Origin of the sequence: Pseudomonas sp. RC10, from assembly GCF_038397775.1 — a bacterium.
Lineage (GTDB): Bacteria > Pseudomonadota > Gammaproteobacteria > Pseudomonadales > Pseudomonadaceae > Aquipseudomonas > Aquipseudomonas bambusae.
In genome coordinates this window covers 6,238,721-6,257,506 of the sequence record NZ_CP151650.1, presented here as the reverse complement: position 1 = coordinate 6,257,506, position 18,786 = coordinate 6,238,721, and the positions used below count along the sequence as shown (strand labels likewise).

At 60.5% G+C, this 18,786-nt stretch carries 16 protein-coding genes; 11 read left to right on the top strand and 5 right to left on the bottom strand.

Going from position 1 to position 18,786, the window contains the following annotated elements:
• Nucleotides 1-140: 140 nt before the first annotated feature.
• From AAEO81_RS28135 to AAEO81_RS28105, 7 genes are all read left to right on the top strand, one after another.
• A complete protein-coding gene (locus AAEO81_RS28135; RefSeq protein WP_341960372.1) occupies nucleotides 141-1,898 on the top strand; it encodes a carbamoyltransferase in 1,758 nt (585 codons plus the stop codon).
• The gene (locus tag AAEO81_RS28130; RefSeq protein ID WP_341960371.1) at nucleotides 1,882-3,012 is read left to right on the top strand and encodes a glycosyltransferase; all 1,131 of its coding nucleotides are present in this window, start codon (nucleotides 1,882-1,884) and stop codon (nucleotides 3,010-3,012) included. The genes AAEO81_RS28135 and AAEO81_RS28130 overlap by 17 nt, the downstream gene beginning before the upstream one ends.
• Nucleotides 3,012-3,908 carry an antimicrobial resistance protein Mig-14 gene (locus tag AAEO81_RS28125; RefSeq protein ID WP_341960370.1) on the top strand — a complete coding sequence of 299 codons (897 nt, stop codon included), beginning with the start codon at nucleotides 3,012-3,014 and terminating at the stop codon, nucleotides 3,906-3,908. Before AAEO81_RS28130 ends, AAEO81_RS28125 begins: the two co-directional genes overlap by 1 nt.
• Nucleotides 3,905-5,314: a PIG-L family deacetylase gene (locus AAEO81_RS28120; RefSeq protein ID WP_341964639.1), complete on the top strand. Its 1,410-nt coding sequence runs from the start codon at nucleotides 3,905-3,907 to the stop codon at nucleotides 5,312-5,314. The genes AAEO81_RS28125 and AAEO81_RS28120 overlap by 4 nt, the downstream gene beginning before the upstream one ends.
• A gap of 68 nt (nucleotides 5,315-5,382) precedes the next feature.
• On the top strand, nucleotides 5,383-6,339 hold the full coding sequence (locus AAEO81_RS28115; protein ID WP_166596052.1) for a glycosyltransferase: 957 nt from the start codon (nucleotides 5,383-5,385) through the stop codon (nucleotides 6,337-6,339).
• Nucleotides 6,340-6,498: 159 nt separating this feature from the next.
• Entirely contained in the window at nucleotides 6,499-7,383 is an 885-nt protein-coding gene (locus tag AAEO81_RS28110; RefSeq protein WP_341960369.1) for a glycosyltransferase family A protein, read from the top strand.
• Nucleotides 7,380-8,594, top strand: a complete 1,215-nt coding sequence (locus AAEO81_RS28105; protein ID WP_341960368.1) for an O-antigen ligase family protein — start codon at nucleotides 7,380-7,382, stop codon at nucleotides 8,592-8,594. The genes AAEO81_RS28110 and AAEO81_RS28105 overlap by 4 nt, the downstream gene beginning before the upstream one ends.
• Nucleotides 8,595-8,605: 11 nt before the next feature.
• On the opposite strand, the gene AAEO81_RS28100 is transcribed toward AAEO81_RS28105, so the two are convergent.
• Nucleotides 8,606-9,265 (bottom strand): toluene tolerance protein, encoded by a 660-nt coding sequence (locus tag AAEO81_RS28100; RefSeq protein ID WP_341960367.1) that lies wholly within the window; start codon nucleotides 9,263-9,265, stop codon nucleotides 8,606-8,608.
• 106 nt (nucleotides 9,266-9,371) lie between these two features.
• Here AAEO81_RS28100 and msbA point away from each other — a divergent pair, with 106 nt between their 5' ends.
• The gene (gene msbA / locus AAEO81_RS28095; RefSeq protein ID WP_341960366.1) at nucleotides 9,372-11,174 is read left to right on the top strand and encodes a lipid A export permease/ATP-binding protein MsbA; all 1,803 of its coding nucleotides are present in this window, start codon (nucleotides 9,372-9,374) and stop codon (nucleotides 11,172-11,174) included.
• 317 nt (nucleotides 11,175-11,491) lie between these two features.
• The gene (gene hldE, locus AAEO81_RS28090; protein WP_341960365.1) at nucleotides 11,492-12,913 is read left to right on the top strand and encodes a bifunctional D-glycero-beta-D-manno-heptose-7-phosphate kinase/D-glycero-beta-D-manno-heptose 1-phosphate adenylyltransferase HldE; all 1,422 of its coding nucleotides are present in this window, start codon (nucleotides 11,492-11,494) and stop codon (nucleotides 12,911-12,913) included.
• A 178-nt stretch (nucleotides 12,914-13,091) separates the two neighbouring features.
• Here hldE and AAEO81_RS28085 read toward each other — a convergent pair whose 3' ends face one another.
• The 4 genes from AAEO81_RS28085 to AAEO81_RS28070 all read right to left on the bottom strand — a co-directional run bounded on the left by AAEO81_RS28085 (nucleotide 13,092) and on the right by AAEO81_RS28070 (nucleotide 16,503).
• Nucleotides 13,092-14,063: a metal ABC transporter ATPase gene (locus tag AAEO81_RS28085; protein WP_341960363.1), complete on the bottom strand. Its 972-nt coding sequence runs from the start codon at nucleotides 14,061-14,063 to the stop codon at nucleotides 13,092-13,094.
• Nucleotides 14,064-14,100: 37 nt separating this feature from the next.
• Nucleotides 14,101-14,922, bottom strand: a complete 822-nt coding sequence (locus AAEO81_RS28080; protein ID WP_341960362.1) for an aldo/keto reductase — start codon at nucleotides 14,920-14,922, stop codon at nucleotides 14,101-14,103.
• Entirely contained in the window at nucleotides 14,919-16,094 is a 1,176-nt protein-coding gene (locus tag AAEO81_RS28075) for an FAD-dependent oxidoreductase (protein ID WP_341960361.1), read from the bottom strand. Before AAEO81_RS28075 ends, AAEO81_RS28080 begins: the two co-directional genes overlap by 4 nt.
• Nucleotides 16,095-16,170: 76 nt before the next feature.
• A complete protein-coding gene (locus AAEO81_RS28070) occupies nucleotides 16,171-16,503 on the bottom strand; it encodes an SMR family transporter (RefSeq protein WP_341960360.1) in 333 nt (110 codons plus the stop codon).
• Nucleotides 16,504-16,610: 107 nt separating this feature from the next.
• Here AAEO81_RS28070 and AAEO81_RS28065 point away from each other — a divergent pair, with 107 nt between their 5' ends.
• Complete coding sequence (locus AAEO81_RS28065) at nucleotides 16,611-17,495, top strand: LysR family transcriptional regulator (protein ID WP_166596042.1); 885 nt, start codon at nucleotides 16,611-16,613, stop codon at nucleotides 17,493-17,495.
• A gap of 14 nt (nucleotides 17,496-17,509) precedes the next feature.
• The gene (gene waaA / locus AAEO81_RS28060; RefSeq protein ID WP_341960358.1) at nucleotides 17,510-18,784 is read left to right on the top strand and encodes a lipid IV(A) 3-deoxy-D-manno-octulosonic acid transferase; all 1,275 of its coding nucleotides are present in this window, start codon (nucleotides 17,510-17,512) and stop codon (nucleotides 18,782-18,784) included.
• Nucleotides 18,785-18,786 lie beyond the last annotated feature (2 nt).

The following is an 18,786-nucleotide window of genomic DNA, read 5'->3' as shown; positions in this document are numbered from 1 at the left end:
CGGTTTTGTTCGGCCCGCGCCATATCGCAGTTCATTACGCTATAATCCCGCCCTTTAGCTGCCCGCCGCACCCGCGCCAGGCGCACCTTATTTGTCAGGCGCACGACGCCTGCTTGCAGACTTTAAGAGGCTAGACCCTAGTGGCATTGACGATCCTTGGCCTGTCCGGCGCCCTTAGCCATGATCCTTCCGCAGCCCTTTACATCGACGGCAAGCTGATTGCAGCCGCCGAGGAAGAGCGCTTCGTTCGCGACAAGCACGCAAAGAACCGCATGCCGTACGAGTCTGCGAAGTTCTGTCTTGAGCAGGCTGGCATCAAACCGTCTGATGTCGATGTGGTGGCCATCCCGTTTGCCCCGATCAGCCTGTTCGGCGAAGCGCGTTGGCACTACGCCAAGCGTTACTGGTACGCCCCGGACCGCGCGCTCGACGCCATCCTGATGGGCAACCGTCGCTACAAACGCTATCGCAACAAGATCGTCTGGTGCCTTGAGCAACTGGGTTTCGACCCGAAAAAAGTCAAGATCGAGCCGGTCGAGCACCACCTGGCTCACGCCTCCAGCGCTTATCACTGCTCCGGTTTCAAAGAGAAAACCGCGATTCTGGGCATCGACGGCAAGGGTGAGTACGCCACGACCTTCTTCGGTTATGGCGAGAACGGCAAGATCCACAAGATCAAGGAATTCTACGACCCGGATTCCCTCGGTGGCCTGTATGGTGCGATCACTGAGTTCCTCGGCTTCGAAATGCTCGACGGCGAGTTCAAGGTCATGGGCATGGCGCCATACGGCGATGCGTCCAAATACGATTTCTCGCGTCTGGCGAGCTTCGAAAACGGCGAATTGGTGATCAACACCGAATACGCCAACGTCATCGGTCTGCGCCGTTATAAAGAGAAAGGCAAAGGCTTCTATTTCTCGCCGAAGCTGATCGAATGGCTGGGTCCGAAGCGCGAAGGCGACATTGCCGACGAGCCGTACATTCACTACGCGGCCAGCATGCAGGCGCTGTTCGAGAAGCTGGCGCTGCAGATGATGGATCACTACCTGGGCGACATTCTCAAGGAAACCGGCAAGATTGCCTTCGCCGGTGGCTGCGCGCTGAACGTCAAGCTGAACCAGAAGATCATCGCCCGTCCGGAAGTGAAAGAGCTGTTCGTTCAGCCCGCGTCCGGTGACGCCGGTACGGCCGTCGGTGCAGCAGCGTATGTGTCTCACGCCCGTGGCGTGCCGGTCGAGAAGATGGAACACGTCTACCTCGGCCCTTCGTACAGCAACGAAGACGTGATCGCCGCCTGTGCCCGTCACCCGAGCGCGCCTGCGTGGCGCAAGCTCGACAACATGCCGGAGCAGATCGCCAAAATCATGGTCGACGGCAACCCCGTGGCCTGGTTCCAGGGACGCATGGAGTTCGGTCCACGTGCGTTGGGCGGTCGTTCGATCATCGGTTGCCCGAGCGTGGCCGGTGTGGCCGACCGCATCAACCACCAGATCAAGTTCCGCGAGCGCTGGAGGCCTTTCTGCCCGTCGATGCTCGACACCGTGGCGCCGCAGATGATCAAGATCGATCACCCCGCGCCGTTCATGACCTTCACCTTCGAAGTCGCCGAAGAGTGGAAGACCCGCGTGCCGGAAGTCGTTCACGAAGACGGTACGTCCCGTGCCCAGGTCCTGAAGCGCGAATACAATCCGCGTTACTACGACATGATGAAGGCGCTGGAAAGCCTGACCGGCAACGGCGTGTCGCTGAACACCTCGCTCAACCGTCGCGGCGAACCGATGATCTGCTCGCCAACCGACGCGCTGAACATGTTCTTCGGCTCCGATCTGCAGTACCTGATCATGGAAGACATCCTGGTGGTCAAAGACGGCGCGGACGCTTATGACACGCTCGGCTGAGCGCCATGTGTTGCAGTTCTGCCACGGCTATGACGGGCCGTTCCTCGACTGTGCCCGTCAATACGCCAGCCTGTTCGCGGGCAAGGGATACCGGGTCACTACGGTATTCCTGACGGGCGCTGCCGACCCTGATGTCGCAGCGGGCTGCTCGTCGGATGAAGTCCTGTTCATGGAATACAGCTCCAAGGCCATTCGTGGCCTGAAGCTGGGCGCCATCCGCGACTTGCGCAAAATCGCCGCCTCCCGGGATTTCGCGTTCTGCATCGCACACCGTTTCAAGCCGATCTACATCGCCCTGCTGGCCACCCGTTTGCCGGTGATCGGCGTGCATCACGCCTTTGGCGACTACGAGCGACGCAGCCGAAAACTGTTCGCTCACCTGTTTCGCATGCGTTTGAGCCTGCTCGGCGTGTCCGATGCGGTGCGGGACGATATGCGCAAGTGTCTGCCGAAATGGCCGACCGGACGTATTCAAACGCTTTATAACCGCATTGACATCGATCAACTCGCCGCCAGCCAAGTGTCACGCGAAGAGGCTCGCGAAGCGTTGGGCTTGCCGCAAGGCTCGTGGGTCGTGGGAAACGTCGGTCGTCTTCACCCTGACAAGGATCAGGCCACGCTGCTGCGCGGTTTTGCGCAGGCACTTCCCAGCCTGCCCGCTGACAGCCAACTGGTGATTTTGGGCAAGGGGCGTCTTGAGCAGGACCTGAAAGAGCTGGCGATGGAGCTGGGCATTGGTCGGCAGGTCATGCTGCTGGGTCAGGTGCCTCTGGCCAGCCGCTATTTCAAGGCGTTCGATGCGTTCGCCCTCAGTTCCGATCACGAACCCTTCGGCATGGTCTTGCTGGAAGCCATGGTCGCGGGCGTGCCGGTGATTGCCACGGCGGCGGGCGGTGCCAAGGAAGTGGTCGAAAGCGTGGGTATTCTCTTCCCGCTGGGCGACGCCGAGCACTTGGCCCAAGGCCTGGCGCACCTGTCGCGACTGGATGCCGAACAGCGAAATGCCTGTGCCGAGATGATGCTGGATCGTGTGCGTGAACGGTTCTCAGACGACGCCGTTCGCAACGTCTTCTGGCGTTTGCCGCAAGTCACCGACCTGACTGCGGAGTCCTGATGCTCAATCGTTTTCAAGCCTGGCGAGAACGTGGCTGGACACCCATCGACGCGGCTGCGTATCAGGGCGCCTGGGACCGATTTGGCGGCAGTGTCGCCACGCATCCTCTGGTGGTTGAGCGATTGGCCGGGTTGGCTGACATCCCCGTGCGTTATCTGGGCTGGTCGCAAGGCGGTGAGTTGAAAGCCGCGATCCCGACGTGGGGGCGTTCGCTGGCGCTGTCCAAAGACGTGCTGAAAAGCCGCGGCAAAAAAGGCCTGTTCGATCTGGGCAATGCTGAGCTGATTCTGCCCGCCGCTGCCGATACCCAAGCCCCGTTGCGTCATCGCGGCCGTTATCTTTCGGAGCTGAATCAGGGGCGTTTTGCCGAACTCCTGCCGCAGACCGAGTCTTTGGCGATGGCCCGCGCACCCGAAGACCTCTCCAAGAAGTTTCGCTACAACCAGCGCCGCGAGCTGCGTCTGCTGGAAGAGGCGGGCGGCGTGGTGCGTCCGATCACCGACTTCAACAGCGCCGACATTGCCCGCATGTACTGCGATCTGTTTCAGCGCCGGTGGGGGTTCGCTGCCACGGGCGCCGAGCGCATGGCCGAGGTGGTCGAGCTGCTGCGCGATCTGCTGATCGGCTCGGTGATCTTTCTGAATGACGCGCCCATTGCCATTCAACTGATCTACCGCGTCGAAGCGCCGGAGTGGATCAGCATCGAATACGTCAACGGCGGCGTTGACCCCGAAACCCGCGATTTCAGTCCTGGCAGCGTGTTGAGCTTTCTCAACACGCAAAGCGCCTGGGAAGAAGCACGGGCGCGGGGCAAGGCCTTGCGTTTCTCGTTTGGTCGCGCCGATCGTGAGTATAAGGATCGTTGGTGCAACCCTGTCCCGGTATTTCAACGTTGAGCCGCAAACAGGCATTGCTCAAGCGCCACCGCCGCAACAAGCGTGTGGCGCTGCTGGTGGCATTGGTGGTTTTACTGCTGGTTGGCGTCCTCGTCGCCTGGTGGCTCCCGCTGGTGTTGGCGGTACTGGGTTGGGTCGCTCATGAGGCCTGGTTTTCCGATCATCTGTTCTACGCGCCGAGCGACGACTATCAGTATCGGCTGCCCGCGCAGAACGAGGTGGCAGGGGTCAGCGTGCAGGGTGATCGGTTGCTGGTCGATCAACTGCCCCCGCTGAGCGGCGATGAAACCCTGATTCTGGCGTTGCGCATCAAGAGCTCATGGCTGGGGCGCTTCTTCGACCCATCGGTTGAGTTGATCGGCGGCGATCTGCACGACAGTCAAGCTTTCGAGCGGAGTGTGAAGGGGCTTCGCTATCTGAACCTCACCGGGCTCGGCGCGGCGCTGACCGCCAACGAGCTGCGTATTCGCGGGCGCCGCTGCAGCATTCAGGGCGAGCCCCGGCTGTGGTCGTTTGCCCATCCCGACGCCCGCCGCCAGCGTGTGATGGTTATCGCGCCCCATGCCGATGACGCCGAACTGGCGGCATTTGGTCTGTACAGCCAGGCTGACGAAAGCTGGATCGTCACACTCACCGCGGGTGAAATCGAGGCCGAGCATTATCAGCAAATGGGCATGGGCCCGGCCGAAGCGGCGCGGACCAAGGGCCGGCTGCGTGCGTGGGACAGCATCACCGTCCCGCGCTGGGCTGGAGTGCCCGAATCCCGCTGCTTTCAGCTGGGCTACTTCTGCCTTCAATTGCCTGCGATGCAGGCGGCGCCCGATCAGCCGATCGCCTCCCGGGAAGCGGATTTGAGCGATACCCGACTGTTCAGGCAGTTCAATACGCTGACGTTGCCGGGCGATGCCGATGGCGCACCGACGTGGAATAACCTGATTGCCGATCTGCGCGCGCTGCTGTTGGAGGCCAGGCCTGAAGTGTTGGTCATGCCTCACGCCACCATCGACCCGCATCCAGACCACATCTGTTCGCAGGCGGCGGTGCTGGAAGCGTTGCAAGGACTGGCCTGGCAACCGAGCGTGATACTCGGTTACGCGAATCATCTTCATGACAACGATCGTTGGCCGATGGGCGATGTCTATAGCGGGGTCGCCTTGCCGCCGGTGTTCGATCCTGCGCAGGAACTGGTGCCTTACAGTATCGAGCTGGATACCGAACGGCAGCGAGACAAGGCCATGGCCTTGGGTATGATGCATGACCTGCAGCCGCCGGCGCCGCTCAAACGTCGCATTCGGCGCTGGTTGCAGAAAAAGCTGGCCGGTCGCCACTGGCCAGCGGAAGGCGAAAACGAATTTTTCAGAAAGGCCGTGCGCCGGCACGAACTGTTCTGGCGCAAGGAAATCTGATTGCCCTCTGCCCCGAAACGGGGAATGAGCGGCCGGGCGGGTAGTGATCTGGTTTTAAAAGGAAGCCCATGAAGGTTTTGTTTCTGGTCCAGAAAGAGCAACGTGCCATTCTGGATCGTCTTTACGAAGGCGTCGCAGCCCATTGCGAGTGTGACCTGCGTTGGCTGACCTCTGACGAGCAGCGCAACCTGCGCCGCTATTTCCGCCAGCATGTGGACGTCAAGAAATACGACCGTATCGTGTTCTTCCTGCGGTTCAAGCAGGAAATCCGTCAGGCGGGCTTCATCCGTACAGTCCCCAATCTGGTGATCCTTGAACACGATGCCTATCAGAACTACATCCCTTGCAAATACACCGGCAAGTTCAGCGCGCATTACCGCAAGCTGCCGTGGGTGCGCGTTCTCAGTTCCGGTTTCGTGGTCAGCGAGCGCCTGAGAGAAGAAGGTTTTGACGCGGTGTTCGTGCCGAAGGGCTACGATCAGACGTTGCTCAGCGACCAAGGCCGTGAGCGGGACATCGAACTGGCATTCGTCGGCAGCACCAATAGCGTCGCCTACAGCGGTCGCAAGGCATTGCTCGACGAGCTTGGCCAGGTCGAGAAACTGGTGGTGACCCGCACCAAGTCCGGCCAGGAATATGGCGACACCCTGAACCGCATCCGTTTCTTCGTGAGTGCAGACGTCGGCATGGGCGAATTCATGATCAAGAATTTCGAGGCAATGGCCTGTGGTTGTGTGCTGTTTGCGTATGATCAAGGCGACGCCGAGAGCCGTGCGCTAGGCCTGCAAGACATGCACAACGTGGTGTTTTACAGCGACATACCCCAATTACAGAAAAAGCTCGCGATCCTGCGGGATGATCCGAGTCTTGCTGCGCGTATTGCGGTCAACGGGCGCGATCTGGCAGTGTCTCAGTTTGGATTCGGGGCGATTGGCGCACGCATCGTGCGTGAGCTTGAGCCGGCATTGCGCGAGCAGGCGCCAGTGAGCGGTGTCGAGAGGCTGCGGGCAGCATTAGGGATTTGATTTGAACGGTTCATGCGCTGAAAATAATGATATTAATTTGAAACCAGATAATCTCCGCATGCCATTTTTCACACTGTCAGGTTGCCAGGACATCCGTCGTCAGCCTTCAGAAATGTGGCCATTGAAGGCGCAGCCAGAAGCCAAGGATCGAGTGCGGGTATGAAATGGCCATTAGTCTCGATTTTAGTGCCGTGTTTCAACCATGAGCGTTACATCGAGGAGTCCCTGCTTAGTGTGCTGGAGCAGGACTACGACAATTTTGAGCTGATCGTCGTCAACGACGGCTCCACCGACGCCAGCGCGGAGAAAATCGAAGCGCTGCGCCGGGTTCATGATTTTCAGTTCTATCAGCAGGACAACCAGGGCGTCAGCGCCGCGCTCAACAAAGCCTTGAGCCACGCCCGTGGCGATCTGGTGGTGACCCACGATTCCGATGACGTGATGCTGGCCGGACGAATTCGCCGCCAGGTGAGCTACATGCAAGAGCACCCGGAAGTGGGGTTGCTCGGTGCGAAGGTCATCTACATCGACTCCGTTGGCAACCCCCTCAAGCACAAGGTGGCCAGCCATGCGCCGGTCCAACGCTGGAGCTTCGACGAGCTGTTGGCCGATGCCTATGCCGTCGGCGGCCCGGTCGCCATGTACCGGCGCGAAGCCATCGACAACGTGGGCGGCTATGACCCCACAATCAAGGTCCAGGATTTCCAGATGACCTTGCGCATCGCCAAGGCGGGCTATCAGGTGCATATTTTGCCGGACCGGGTCACGCTGTATCGACGCCACGACACCAACATCTCCAAGACGGCGTATAAGAGTCAGCTGATCTATGACCTGAAAGTGATCGAGGCCTACCAGGACAATCCCGCCTATGAAGCGGGCCGTCTGGCGATCATCAACAAGGCGTTGAAAGAGTCGGTCGTGGCGGACAAACCGTTCGCCCGCAGCCTGTTCGCCAGTGTGCCCGTGCACCGCTGGAACCGCGTGACATGGAAGCGGTTCCGACACTTCGTTTTCAAATACCGTAAGCCCAAGGGTGCACAGTGAGTCAGTCCCTACAGAATCAGCCATGGGTTAGCCGCGTTTTCACACAGGGTAGTGAGCAGCTTCGTACGGTCAGCGCGCATCTTGGCGTGGCCGGTGTGGTACTGGCCTTCGGGTTGTTCTGGAGTGTCGCGGGCGTTCTGCTGACGCCCACGATGAAGTTCTACAGTTGGCTGCTGACTGCGTTCGTTTACTTGCCTTGCCTGTACCTGATCGCTCGTTATTTCCACGAATTTCGCCATACGGTACTCAACCGCCGCGAGCTCTGGCTGTTTCTGCTGTTGTTCGTCTGGTCACTGATTTCGCTCGCGTGGAGTGACGGGGCGGAGCGCTACTTGACCATCATCAAGCGCGAACTGTTCTTTCTCATGCTGATTCTGGGCTGGATCGTCTGGGGGCGGACGTTCAATCGGCCCCTGCAAAGCATGCTGATTCTGTGGGGTGGGCTGGGGGGGCTTTACTCCCTGGCGGCGCTGATCGCCTACCCGATGCGTGGCATCGACCGGATGTACGGCTTCGGCGGTTTCATGGACAACCCCAACCCTGCGGGTTACACCATCGCCGCACTGGTGGTGCTCAGCTGTACGTGGTGGCCGCAAAAAAACAGTGGGCGCGTTCTATGGGCGCTGCTTCAGGCGTGTTCGGTCGCCTTCGTCATCCTGACCGGCAGCCGGGGCTCGATTGTTTCGCTGATGGCCGTGGCCGCCGTGGTCGTGTTGCTGGGTGGCGGGCGGTTCTATCGTACCCTCGCGATTCTGGCGCTGGTCGCCGCCGTCGCCCTGGCCATTTTTGAACCGTCGATCCTGCAGCGGGGCGATTCCGAGCGCACGGTGCTGATCAGGGGGGCCATCGACTTGATTCACCAACGCCCTTGGCTGGGCATTGGTCTGAGCAGTGATTACGAAGTCTCGGCCGGCGGTGTCATCTTCGGCCACTGTCACAACCTGATACTCGACACGGCCGTGCAGTACGGCATCCCGTTTACGGTGCTGTGGATCGTCTTGTGGCTGTGGTTGGGCCTGCGTGCCTGGCGTCACCGCAACGAGGCGTTGGGCATGGCCATCCTGATGATCTGGGTATTCGCCACAGTCGCCGTGCAGTTTGACGTGTTCACCGTATTTGGCCGGGCGCGCGCCATGTGGATGGTGGTGTGGATGCCGTTCGTGCTGTCGCTGTGCCTTGGTAAATCCGAGAAGAAGGCCGCGCTCAGTTAGCCATTCCCACGTTACGCCTTCGCCAGCGCCAGGTGCTCGCTGAGCAGTTGGCGTTTCCACTGATGCGCGCTGTGCTCGATGTAACTCTCGAAGAATAGATCCCCATCCTGCTGAAGCAGCCACGCATGGTCGCTCTTGTAGCGACGCATGTGCTGGAAATTGCGCAGGCACAGGTTTTTGCGCAGCGGACGACGCAGAGTCTTCATGTCGGCGATGTCGATCAGCCCCAATTCGTTTTCCGGGGTCATCACCACGTTGCCCAAGTGCAGCGAACGAAAGTAGATGCCCTGATTGTGCAATTCAGCCACGAAACGACCGAATGTGCGCAGCAGCGTGGCGTCCTGAAAATGCGCGGGGTCGGCGATCAGTTGACGCAGGGTCAGCCCGGGCAGCGGCTGGTAATGCACCACGTCGCGCGCAATATCCGCTACCCGGTAGGTGTCCAGCACATCGGGACAGGGAATGCCGCGTTTGCGAAGGGTCAGGGCGTTTTTGGCAAAACGATTGGCGTAGGGAAAGAACGCTGCGGAGGATATCAGGCGTTTGCGCCGGAACAGCTTCATGAAGTTGCCGTCGGTGAGGCGGAGCACCTTGTCTCCGAAGAAGTCGGCTTCAATGACTTCGGCATCTCTGCGTAAGGCTTGGTAGTCAGAGTAGGCGAGTGCGCGCATGCGGGCTCCTTCGAAAATGGCCGCCATCATACCCCAGCCTGCCGCCCGAGGCCCAACCCCCTGCCCATGTGTTAGTATTCCGGCTCTTTTTATCGTATCGATGACTATGAGCACGCCAGAGAAACGCGAATCCTCAAGCCTGAAAATCTATCTCCGACTGCTGACCTACGTGAAGCCTTACGTGGGTGTCTTTCTGCTCAGCATCGTCGGCTTCGTCATTTTCGCCTCGACCCAGCCCATGCTGGCCGGCATTCTCAAATATTTCGTCGATGGACTGACCAATCCCGAAGCGGCGCTGTTTCCCGACACGCCGTACCTCAAGGACCTGCAATTGCTGCAGGCCGTGCCGTTGCTGATCGTCTTGATCGCGGCGTGGCAGGGTTTGGGGTCGTATCTGGGTAACTATTTTCTGGCCAAGGTCTCGCTGGGCCTGGTCCATGACCTGCGGGTCGAGTTGTTCAACAAACTGCTGGTCCTGCCTAATCGCTATTTCGACACCCACAATTCCGGGCACCTCATTTCACGCATTACTTTCAACGTGACCATGGTCACCGGTGCGGCGACCGACGCGATCAAAGTGGTGATTCGTGAAGGCCTGACCATCGTGTTCCTGTTCTTCTATCTGGTGTGGATGAACTGGAAACTGACGATTGTCATGCTGGCGATCCTGCCGCTGATCGCCGTGATGGTCGGCAGCTCCAGCAAGAAATTCCGTAAGCAGAGCAAGAAAATCCAGGTGGCGATGGGGGACGTGACCCACGTCGCTTCCGAGACCATTCAGGGCTATCGCGTCGTTCGCAGCTTTGGCGGCGAGGCGTATGAAGAAGAGCGTTTCGCCAAGGCCTCCACCAGCAACACCGACAAACAGCTGCGCATGACCAAGACGGGGTCGATCTACACCCCGATGCTGCAACTGGTGATCTACACCGCCATGGCCGTGCTGATGTTTCTGGTGCTGTGGCTGCGTGGCGATGCGACGGCGGGCGATCTGGTGGCCTACATCACGGCGGCGGGCTTGCTGCCGAAGCCGATTCGTCAGCTGTCCGAAGTCAGCTCGACGATCCAGAAAGGCGTCGCGGGCGCCGAAAGCATCTTCGAACAGCTCGATGAAGAGGCTGAGGTGGACACCGGCACGGTCGAACTGGAGCGGGTGCAGGGCCATCTGGAAGTGCGCAACCTGAGCTTCACCTACCCCGAAACCGAGCGTCAGGTTTTGCACGACATCAGCTTCTCGGCAGCACCGGGGCAGATGATTGCGTTGGTCGGCCGCTCGGGCAGTGGCAAATCGACGCTTGCGAACCTGATTCCGCGCTTTTATCACCACACTTCGGGCGAGATACTGCTCGATGGCGTCGAGATCGAGAACTATCGCTTGCGTAACCTTCGCAAGCATGTGGCTCAGGTGAATCAGAACGTAACCCTGTTCAACGACAGCGTTGCCAATAACATCGCCTACGGTGATCTGGCCGATGCGCCGCGTGCCGACATCGAAGCCGCTGCAGCGGATGCCTATGCCAAGGAGTTCGTCGATCAGCTCTCCGAAGGCTTTGATACGCAGGTGGGTGAAAATGGAGTACTGCTGTCGGGTGGCCAACGTCAGCGTTTGGCCATTGCGCGTGCCTTATTGAAAAACGCGCCGCTGCTGATTCTCGACGAAGCGACCTCGGCGCTGGACACCGAGTCCGAGCGCCACATTCAGGCCGCGCTGGACCACGTGATGAAAGGCCGCACCACGCTGGTCATCGCGCACCGCCTGTCCACCATCGAACGCGCCGACCTGATTCTGGTGATGGATCAGGGCCGCATCGTAGAGCGCGGCACCCATTCCGAGCTGCTGGCGCAGAACGGCTACTACGCCCGACTGCACGCCATGGGCCTTGATGAGCCTGCGCCGGTCGGTGCGGTGTAAACGACTGTCCTTAATTTTGCGTGGCCAGCCGTCATCGCGAGCAAGCTCACTCCTACAACGAACCGGGTTGTTCCGACATGTCGGGGCGACCTTCAACCCTGTAGGAGTGAGCTTGCTCGCGATAGCGCCAGACCAGATACGCAAATACCGAATGACACAACCCAGTTCGCGGGCAAGCGCGCTCCTACATGGCGTTGTGTCGTTCCTACACCCGTGATCGGCACTGACTGTCACGCCGAGTTTCCCTTCCTGCCTCAAGCCATTGAAACCCTGTGCTAAGATTCCGCCCCTGTTCATTCTTAGTTACGGGTTGTTCGATGAAGTTGTCCATGCCGCGTTTCGATCAGGCACCAGTTCTGGTAGTGGGCGATGTCATGCTCGACCGCTACTGGCATGGCGGTACCTCAAGGATTTCACCTGAGGCCCCGGTGCCAGTGGTCAAGGTCGATCAGATCGAAGACCGTCCGGGCGGCGCCGCCAACGTGGCGTTGAACATCGCCGCACTGGGTGCCAAAGCCTCCCTCGTTGGCGTGACTGGTCAGGATGAAGCCGCTGAAAGCTTGAGCAACAGCCTCAAGGCCGCAGGCGTGACTGCACGTTTCCAGCAGATCGCTCATCAGCCAACCATCGTCAAACTGCGCGTCATGAGCCGCCATCAGCAACTGCTGCGCATCGATTTCGAACAACCGTTCGCCACCGACGCGCTCGCTTTGAGCGATGAAGTCGATTCCCTGCTTGAGGGCGTCAAGGTGTTGGTCCTGTCCGACTACGGCAAAGGCGCGCTAAAAAACCATCAAGTGCTGATCAAGGCCGCTCGCGACCGGGGCATTCCTGTGCTGGCGGACCCGAAAGGCAAGGATTTCGCGATCTACCGTGGCGCCAGCGTCATCACCCCGAACCTCAGCGAATTCGAAGCCATCGTTGGCCATTGTGTCGATGAGGCCGAACTGGTCGCGAAGGGCGCGCAATTGATGTCCGAGCTTGAACTGGGAGCGTTGCTGGTCACCCGTGGCGAACACGGCATGACCCTGTTACGTCCCGATCAGCAGGCGTTGCACCTGCCTGCCCGAGCCCGCGAAGTGTTTGACGTGACTGGCGCAGGCGACACCGTGATATCCACGCTGGCAGCGGCCATCGCGGCCGGTGAAGAATTGCCCCATGCGGTGGCGCTGGCCAATCTGGCGGCTGGTATCGTGGTCGGCAAACTGGGTACGGCGGCCATCAGCGCGCCTGAGCTGCGCCGCGCCATTCAGCGCGCCGAAGGTTCCGAGCGTGGCGTGCTGAGCCTCGACCAACTGCTGCTGGCCATCGACGACGCCCGTGCCCACGACGAAAAAATCGTGTTCACCAACGGTTGTTTCGACATTCTTCATGCCGGACATGTGACCTACCTGGAGCAGGCTCGCGCCCAAGGCGATCGTTTGATCGTTGCGGTTAACGACGACGCGTCGGTCAGCCGCCTCAAAGGCCCGGGCCGCCCAATCAATAGCGTCGACCGTCGCATGGCGGTGCTGGCTGGTCTGGGGGCCGTGGACTGGGTCATCAGCTTCCCGGAAGGCACGCCCGAAAACCTGCTGACCCACGTCAAGCCGGACGTGCTGGTCAAAGGCGGGGATTACAGCGTGGATCAGGTCGTCGGTGCGTCGATTGTGCAGGCGTATGGCGGGGAGGTTCGGGTGCTGGGGTTGGTCGAGAACAGCTCGACCACGGCGATTGTCGAGAAGATTCGCGGGCAGTGATCTGCCTGTAACGAAGGCGTTAGCGTTCGGATAACCAAAGGCGGACGCTTGCTACCTGTAGGAGCGAATTTATTCGCGAAAGGCCCGTACAGTCGACGTCTATTTGTCGGACGTACCTGCGCCTCGCGAATGAATTCGCTCCTACAGGGGTGTGCAACGCGGATGGAAACTTCGATGACTACGACTTATGCAGCTTCTGCCGCGCAATACGCAGCAGCTGCTTCGCCCCCACTTTCAACCGGCGCTTGATCCCGGTCTTCTTCGCTTTCGGCGGCACCATCCCTTGCTGCAACAGCCAGTCCTTCCAGCGAATCCGCTCTTCACGTACCACCCAGCCTTCCTGCGCCGCAAAACTCTCGGCCAGGTACAACCCTCGCGTGCCTGCAGGCGTGAGCTTGTCGTTCTTGAGCGTATACAACTCTGGCAGCGGCGATCCGTTCTCCAGCGGCATCAGGTACAGATCGGGTTTGCTGCGATTGAGCCGGGCGACGAGTTGATCGTTTTCCAGCGCCTCATCGACGTGAAACAGGCTCAGCGGACGGGCCTCTTTCGGCACTTCCAGGCGCATGTCGTAGATCAACTGCAACGAGGCCGTCGGCAGATGAACATAAGCGCGAGGGCGTTCGATCAGCGTCATGGCGCCGCAGCGCACCGGACGGGCAGCGCCAGACAGAGGGCTCAGGCGAAAGGGCATGGCCTCGCGATAATGCAACGCAGCCGCGTAAGGCGCGGGCAGCCAGGTATCGTTGAAACGTCCGCCCAGCCAGCCTTGCGGAGTTTCGATCAGGCATTCTTCGGCCACTTCCTGAATCGCCGTGTGCAGCGGCAGGTTCAGTTCATGGGCGGGGACGTAACCGGAAATCAGCTTCAACACCACGTCGCCACGGTCCTGACGACGCTGGCGCACCAGCACCCAATAATCCCGATTCTGCCAATTCAGCGTCAGCCGCACCGAGACACCGAGGTTCGCCAGTTCAGCCGAAAACCGCTCGCTGTCCTCCACCTCAATCTTGCGACGGCGTTGCAGGGTCTGGGAGAAATTGAGCGGCATCCCCACGCTCTGGTAACTCAGGCTTTCGGGGGTGGCTTCGACGAACAGGGGCAGGGTCTTGAAGTTGCTGGGGTTCTTTCTTATCAGGGTTCGCGGCATATCGGCTCCTTCTTGCGTTGGGGTCGGCCGCCTGGCATCAGGAGCGACTAAGAAGCGGGTTATGTAGCACGGCAGCAGCAGTGGTCACGTTGTGGGACAGGTGCAGTGGATTGATCGTTCCGACGATAGCACCGGTGACGCCAGGATGCCCGAACAGCAGTTCAAAACTCGCCTGCACCGGATCTACGCCGGGACTCAGGCAAACGTGCCCGCTGGCCAGCGCCTTTTTGATCAGGATGCCTTTGCCGTGGACAGCAGCGTAGTCCAGCACCGGCTTTTCGGCCTGCTCGTTGAGGTTGTAGGTGACCATGGCGCAATCGCCTTCCCGCAACGCCAGCAACCCACCCTCGACGGTTTTGCCGGAAAAGCCGTAGCCGCGAATCTTGCCCTCGCGCTTCAGTTCAGCCAGCGTTTGATACACGTCGCATTCGTTGAGAACGTGCAGATCGTTGCCATCGGAGTGCACCAGCACTAAGTCGATGAAGTCGGTTTCCAGACGCTTGAGGCTGCGCTCCACTGACATCCGCGTTTGCGCAGCGCTGAAGTCATGGCTCGACCGACCTGCTTCGAACTCTTCCCCCACCTTGCTGACAATCACCCAATCCTGACGCTGGCCGCGCAACAACGGGCCGAGGCGCTCTTCGCTCCGGCCATACGCCGGAGCGGTGTCGATCAGGTTGATGCCCAAGTCCCGCGCCAGCTTGAGCAGCATGCGCGCTTCGTCGTCGTCGGGAATGGTGAAGCCGTTAGGGTATTTCACGCCCTGATCACGACCCAGCTTGACCGTGCCCAGGCCGATGGGAGACACCTCGATGCCGAGGCCGCCCAGTGGTCGATGCAGATCGTGCAGGGTCTTCATGGCAGCAGCTCATCCCACGCCGGTACGGCCAGTGGCGGTTTGGGCAGATTCGGATACGGCGGCTGCGGGATCGGGTGAATGTCATCACGGGAGAGCGAGGCCAGCACGCGGTCAGCGAAGTCAGGCGCGAGGGCGAGTTTGGTCGGCCAGCCCACCATCAGACGGCCCTGCACGTCGAGGAAGGCATTGTCCGGACGGACCAGTCCGGTCTGCTGTGGCTCGGCGCGGTCCACTCGCAATGTGGCGAATTGCGCCTGGCTCAGATCGACCCACGGCAGTAATTGCGCGAGTTCTTTCTTGGCGAAGGCAATCTGCTCGGCCGGTTCGCGAGCCACGCCATCGGCTTCGGAGATGTCCCCGCCCAAGTACCAGACCCACTCACCATTGGCAGCCGGGTGCGTGGTCACGGTGATGCGCGGTTTCGGTCCGCCGCCGAGGCAATGAGCGTACAGCGGCTTGAGTGTCGGCCCCTTGACGATGACCATGTGCAGCGGACGACGCTGCATGGCCGGGTGATTCACGTTCAGTGCCTTGAGCAGATCGGCCGTGCCGCCGCCTGCGCTGAGCACCACGCGCTGGGCATGAATATCACGGTCGTCGACCCGCAAGCCCACCAGTTCGCCTTCGTGCAGCAACGGCTCGATTTTTTCGCCTGCCAGCAGGCTGTCTCCGGCGAGTTCAGCGAGTTTCTGCACCAGGCTCGGCACGTCGATCACCAGCTCGGCCAAGCGATAGACCTTGCCCTTGAAGCGCGGGTCTTGCAGAGCGGGAGGCAGCTCGTTGCCCTTCACCTGATCCACACGACCGCGCACGGCCTTGCTGGCGAAGAAACTGGTGAGATTGCCCGCGATGGTGCCTGGCGACCATAGGTAGTGGGCTTCGGAGAGCAACCGAACTCCCGACAGATTCAGTTCACCCTTGCCGTCCAGCGCTTCGCGCCAGCGGCGGGGCATGTCGGCGATGGCCTCCGACGCACCGGACAGCGCGCCGTGCAGCGCGTATTTGGCGCCGCCGTGAATGATGCCTTGAGACTTGAACGTCTGTCCGCCACCGAGGCTGGCGCTCTCCACCACCACTGTCGAAAACCCCTGGCGACGCAGCCGCGCATTGAGCCAGAGACCGGCAACGCCCGCGCCGACAATCAGGACGTCAGTGGAGATAGCAGATGGCATGGAGACCTCAGGTGACGAAACGAATCGCGCCATTATAAGGGAAGCAGCTTCTCCATCACCCGCTTTTCATGCCCTCTTAATGGCCGGCCGTTTTGGAGAACAGCTGAATCACCACCACACCCGCCACGATCATGGTCATGCCGCCGATGGCAGGGAGGTCGAGTTTCTGGCCGTAGATGATCAGCGCCGCGATGCTCACCATGACGATGCCCATTCCGGCCCAGACCGCGTAGGCAACGCCCACCGGGATTGTGCGCACCACCAGGGTCAGCATCCAGAACGCCACGGCGTAACCGACGATCACCAGCAGCAACGGCAGCGGAGTGCTCAGGCCTTTGACGGCCTTCATGGAAACAGTGCCGATCACTTCGGCGCAGATGGCGATGGCGAGCAAGTAGTAGGCGGACATGGCGATAACCCTCAGGGCAGATGCATTCTTCAATGACGGCGATTTTAGCCGTTGCTCAGATGGGGTAAAGTCATTACCTATCTCAACGGCTGATAGGTTGGCAGATCATGGAATGGAGCCTCGAACAGATCCGTTTGTTTGTCAGCGTGGCTGAGCAGCGTTCGTTTTCCGCCGTGGCGAGGGAGTCGCGGCGTGCGCAGTCGGCGGTCAGCAGCGCGATTGCGATGCTGGAAACCGACCTCGGGGTGAGCCTTTTCGATCGCAGCAGCGGACGCCAGCCTCGCCTGACAGAAGCAGGGAGTGCCTTGCTCGAAGAGGCGCGGGAATTGTTGCGGCAATGCGACCGGCTCGACGGCCGTGCCATGGCCCTGATGCGCGGGCAAGAAGCACGTTTGCGGCTGGCCCTTGATGAAGCAATGCCCTATCAGCCGGTGCTGGACAGCCTCGAAGCGCTGGACGAGCGTTTCCCCAGCGTTGAGGTTCAACTGGCCAGCGGTGCTCAGGGCGATGTGGCGCGTAAGCTGTTGGAGCGAAAGGCCGACCTCGGTCTGCTGTTCCATCACGAACAAATGCCCGAAGCCCTCGAACGGCGCGTGCTCGGCAGCGTGGAGATGGTCACGGTCTGTGCGATTACACATCCGTTGGCCAGCGAAACCGCCATCACCCGACAGAAACTGGCGCGGCATCGCCAGTTGCTGATCACCCCGCAACAAAGCGGATACCCCGGCGGCGAACAGATCAGCCCGCAGGTCTGGCGCGCTGACAGTTTTTACGCCATGGCTGAGCTGCTGATGCGCGGGCTGGGCTGGGCCTGGCTGCCGCGCCATGTGGTGCAATACCCGACCTATCAAAATCAGATGCTCGAACTGAGCAGTGAATGGACGCCACCCGCGCTGGTCGTTGAAATGGTCTGGCGCCGCGACGAGCCACTGGGGCCAGCCGCACGCTGGCTCGCTGAATGTTTCACGCATCATTTGAAGGCCATTGGCTGATAAACTCCGCGCCCATGAATAGAACCCTCTACACATTTCTGTTTCACCTCGGCCTGCCTTTGATCGCGTTGCGCCTGTGGCTTCGGGCGCGCAAAGCCCCGGCTTACGCACGACGTATTGGCGAGCGTTTCGCCCGTGGATTGCCGCCGATGCAGAAGGGCGGCATCTGGGTCCACGCAGTCTCAGTGGGGGAAAGCATCGCCGCTGCGCCGATGATTCGCGCCTTGCTGACGCGCTATCCCGAATTGCCGATCACCATCACTTGCATGACGCCGACCGGCTCCGAGCGCATCCAGTCGATGTTCGCCAGCGAGCCTCGGGTTCAGCATTGCTACCTGCCGTACGATTTTCCGTGGGCAGCGGGGCGGTTTCTCGACCATGTCCGGCCAAAGATCGGTGTGATCATGGAAACCGAGCTGTGGCCCAACCACATTCACCAGTGTGCGAAACGGGGTATTCCGACGGTATTGGCGAACGCGCGGTTGTCAGAGCGTTCGGCGCGAGGCTACGGAAAATTCGCCAAACTGACCCGTCCAATGCTTGCCGAAATGAGCCTGATCGCTGTGCAGACAGAAACGGAAGCCCAGCGCTTTCGTGACCTCGGCGCTCGCCCGGAATGCGTGACGGTCACCGGCTCGATCAAATTCGACCTGACCATCGACCCGCAATTGCTGGAGCGGGCGGCTCAGCAGCGTGCGGATTGGCAGACCACGAACCGCCCGGTATGGATCGCGGCCAGTACACACGCCGGTGAGGATGAGGTGGTGTTGTCAGCCCATCGCCAACTGCTGAAAACCCGGCCCGATGCGCTGCTGATCCTGGTGCCCCGTCACCCCGAACGCTTCAACAGCGTGTTCGAAATGAGCCAGCAGCAGGGCTTTTCCAGCGTTCGGCGTTCGACGTCCGAGCCTGTGACGAATACGACATCGGTGTTGGTGGGCGACACCATGGGCGAGCTGCTGTTTCTGTATGCGTTGGCTGACATCGCTTTTGTCGGCGGCAGCCTTGTGCCCAACGGCGGGCATAACCTGCTGGAACCTGCAGCACTGGATAAACCTGTCCTGAGCGGCCCGCACCTGTTCAACTTCCTCGAAATCGCCGCCCTGTTGCGTAATGCCGGGGCGTTGGAAGAGGTGAGCGATGCAGCGGGATTGGCAGCGGTGGTGCAGCGCTTGATCGAGCAGCCCGAACAGGCTAAAGCGATGGCGGATGCGGGGTTGGCGGTGATGAAGGCCAATCAGGGGGCATTGAGCAGATTGTTGGGAGGCATTGGGCTGTTGCTGAGGTGACC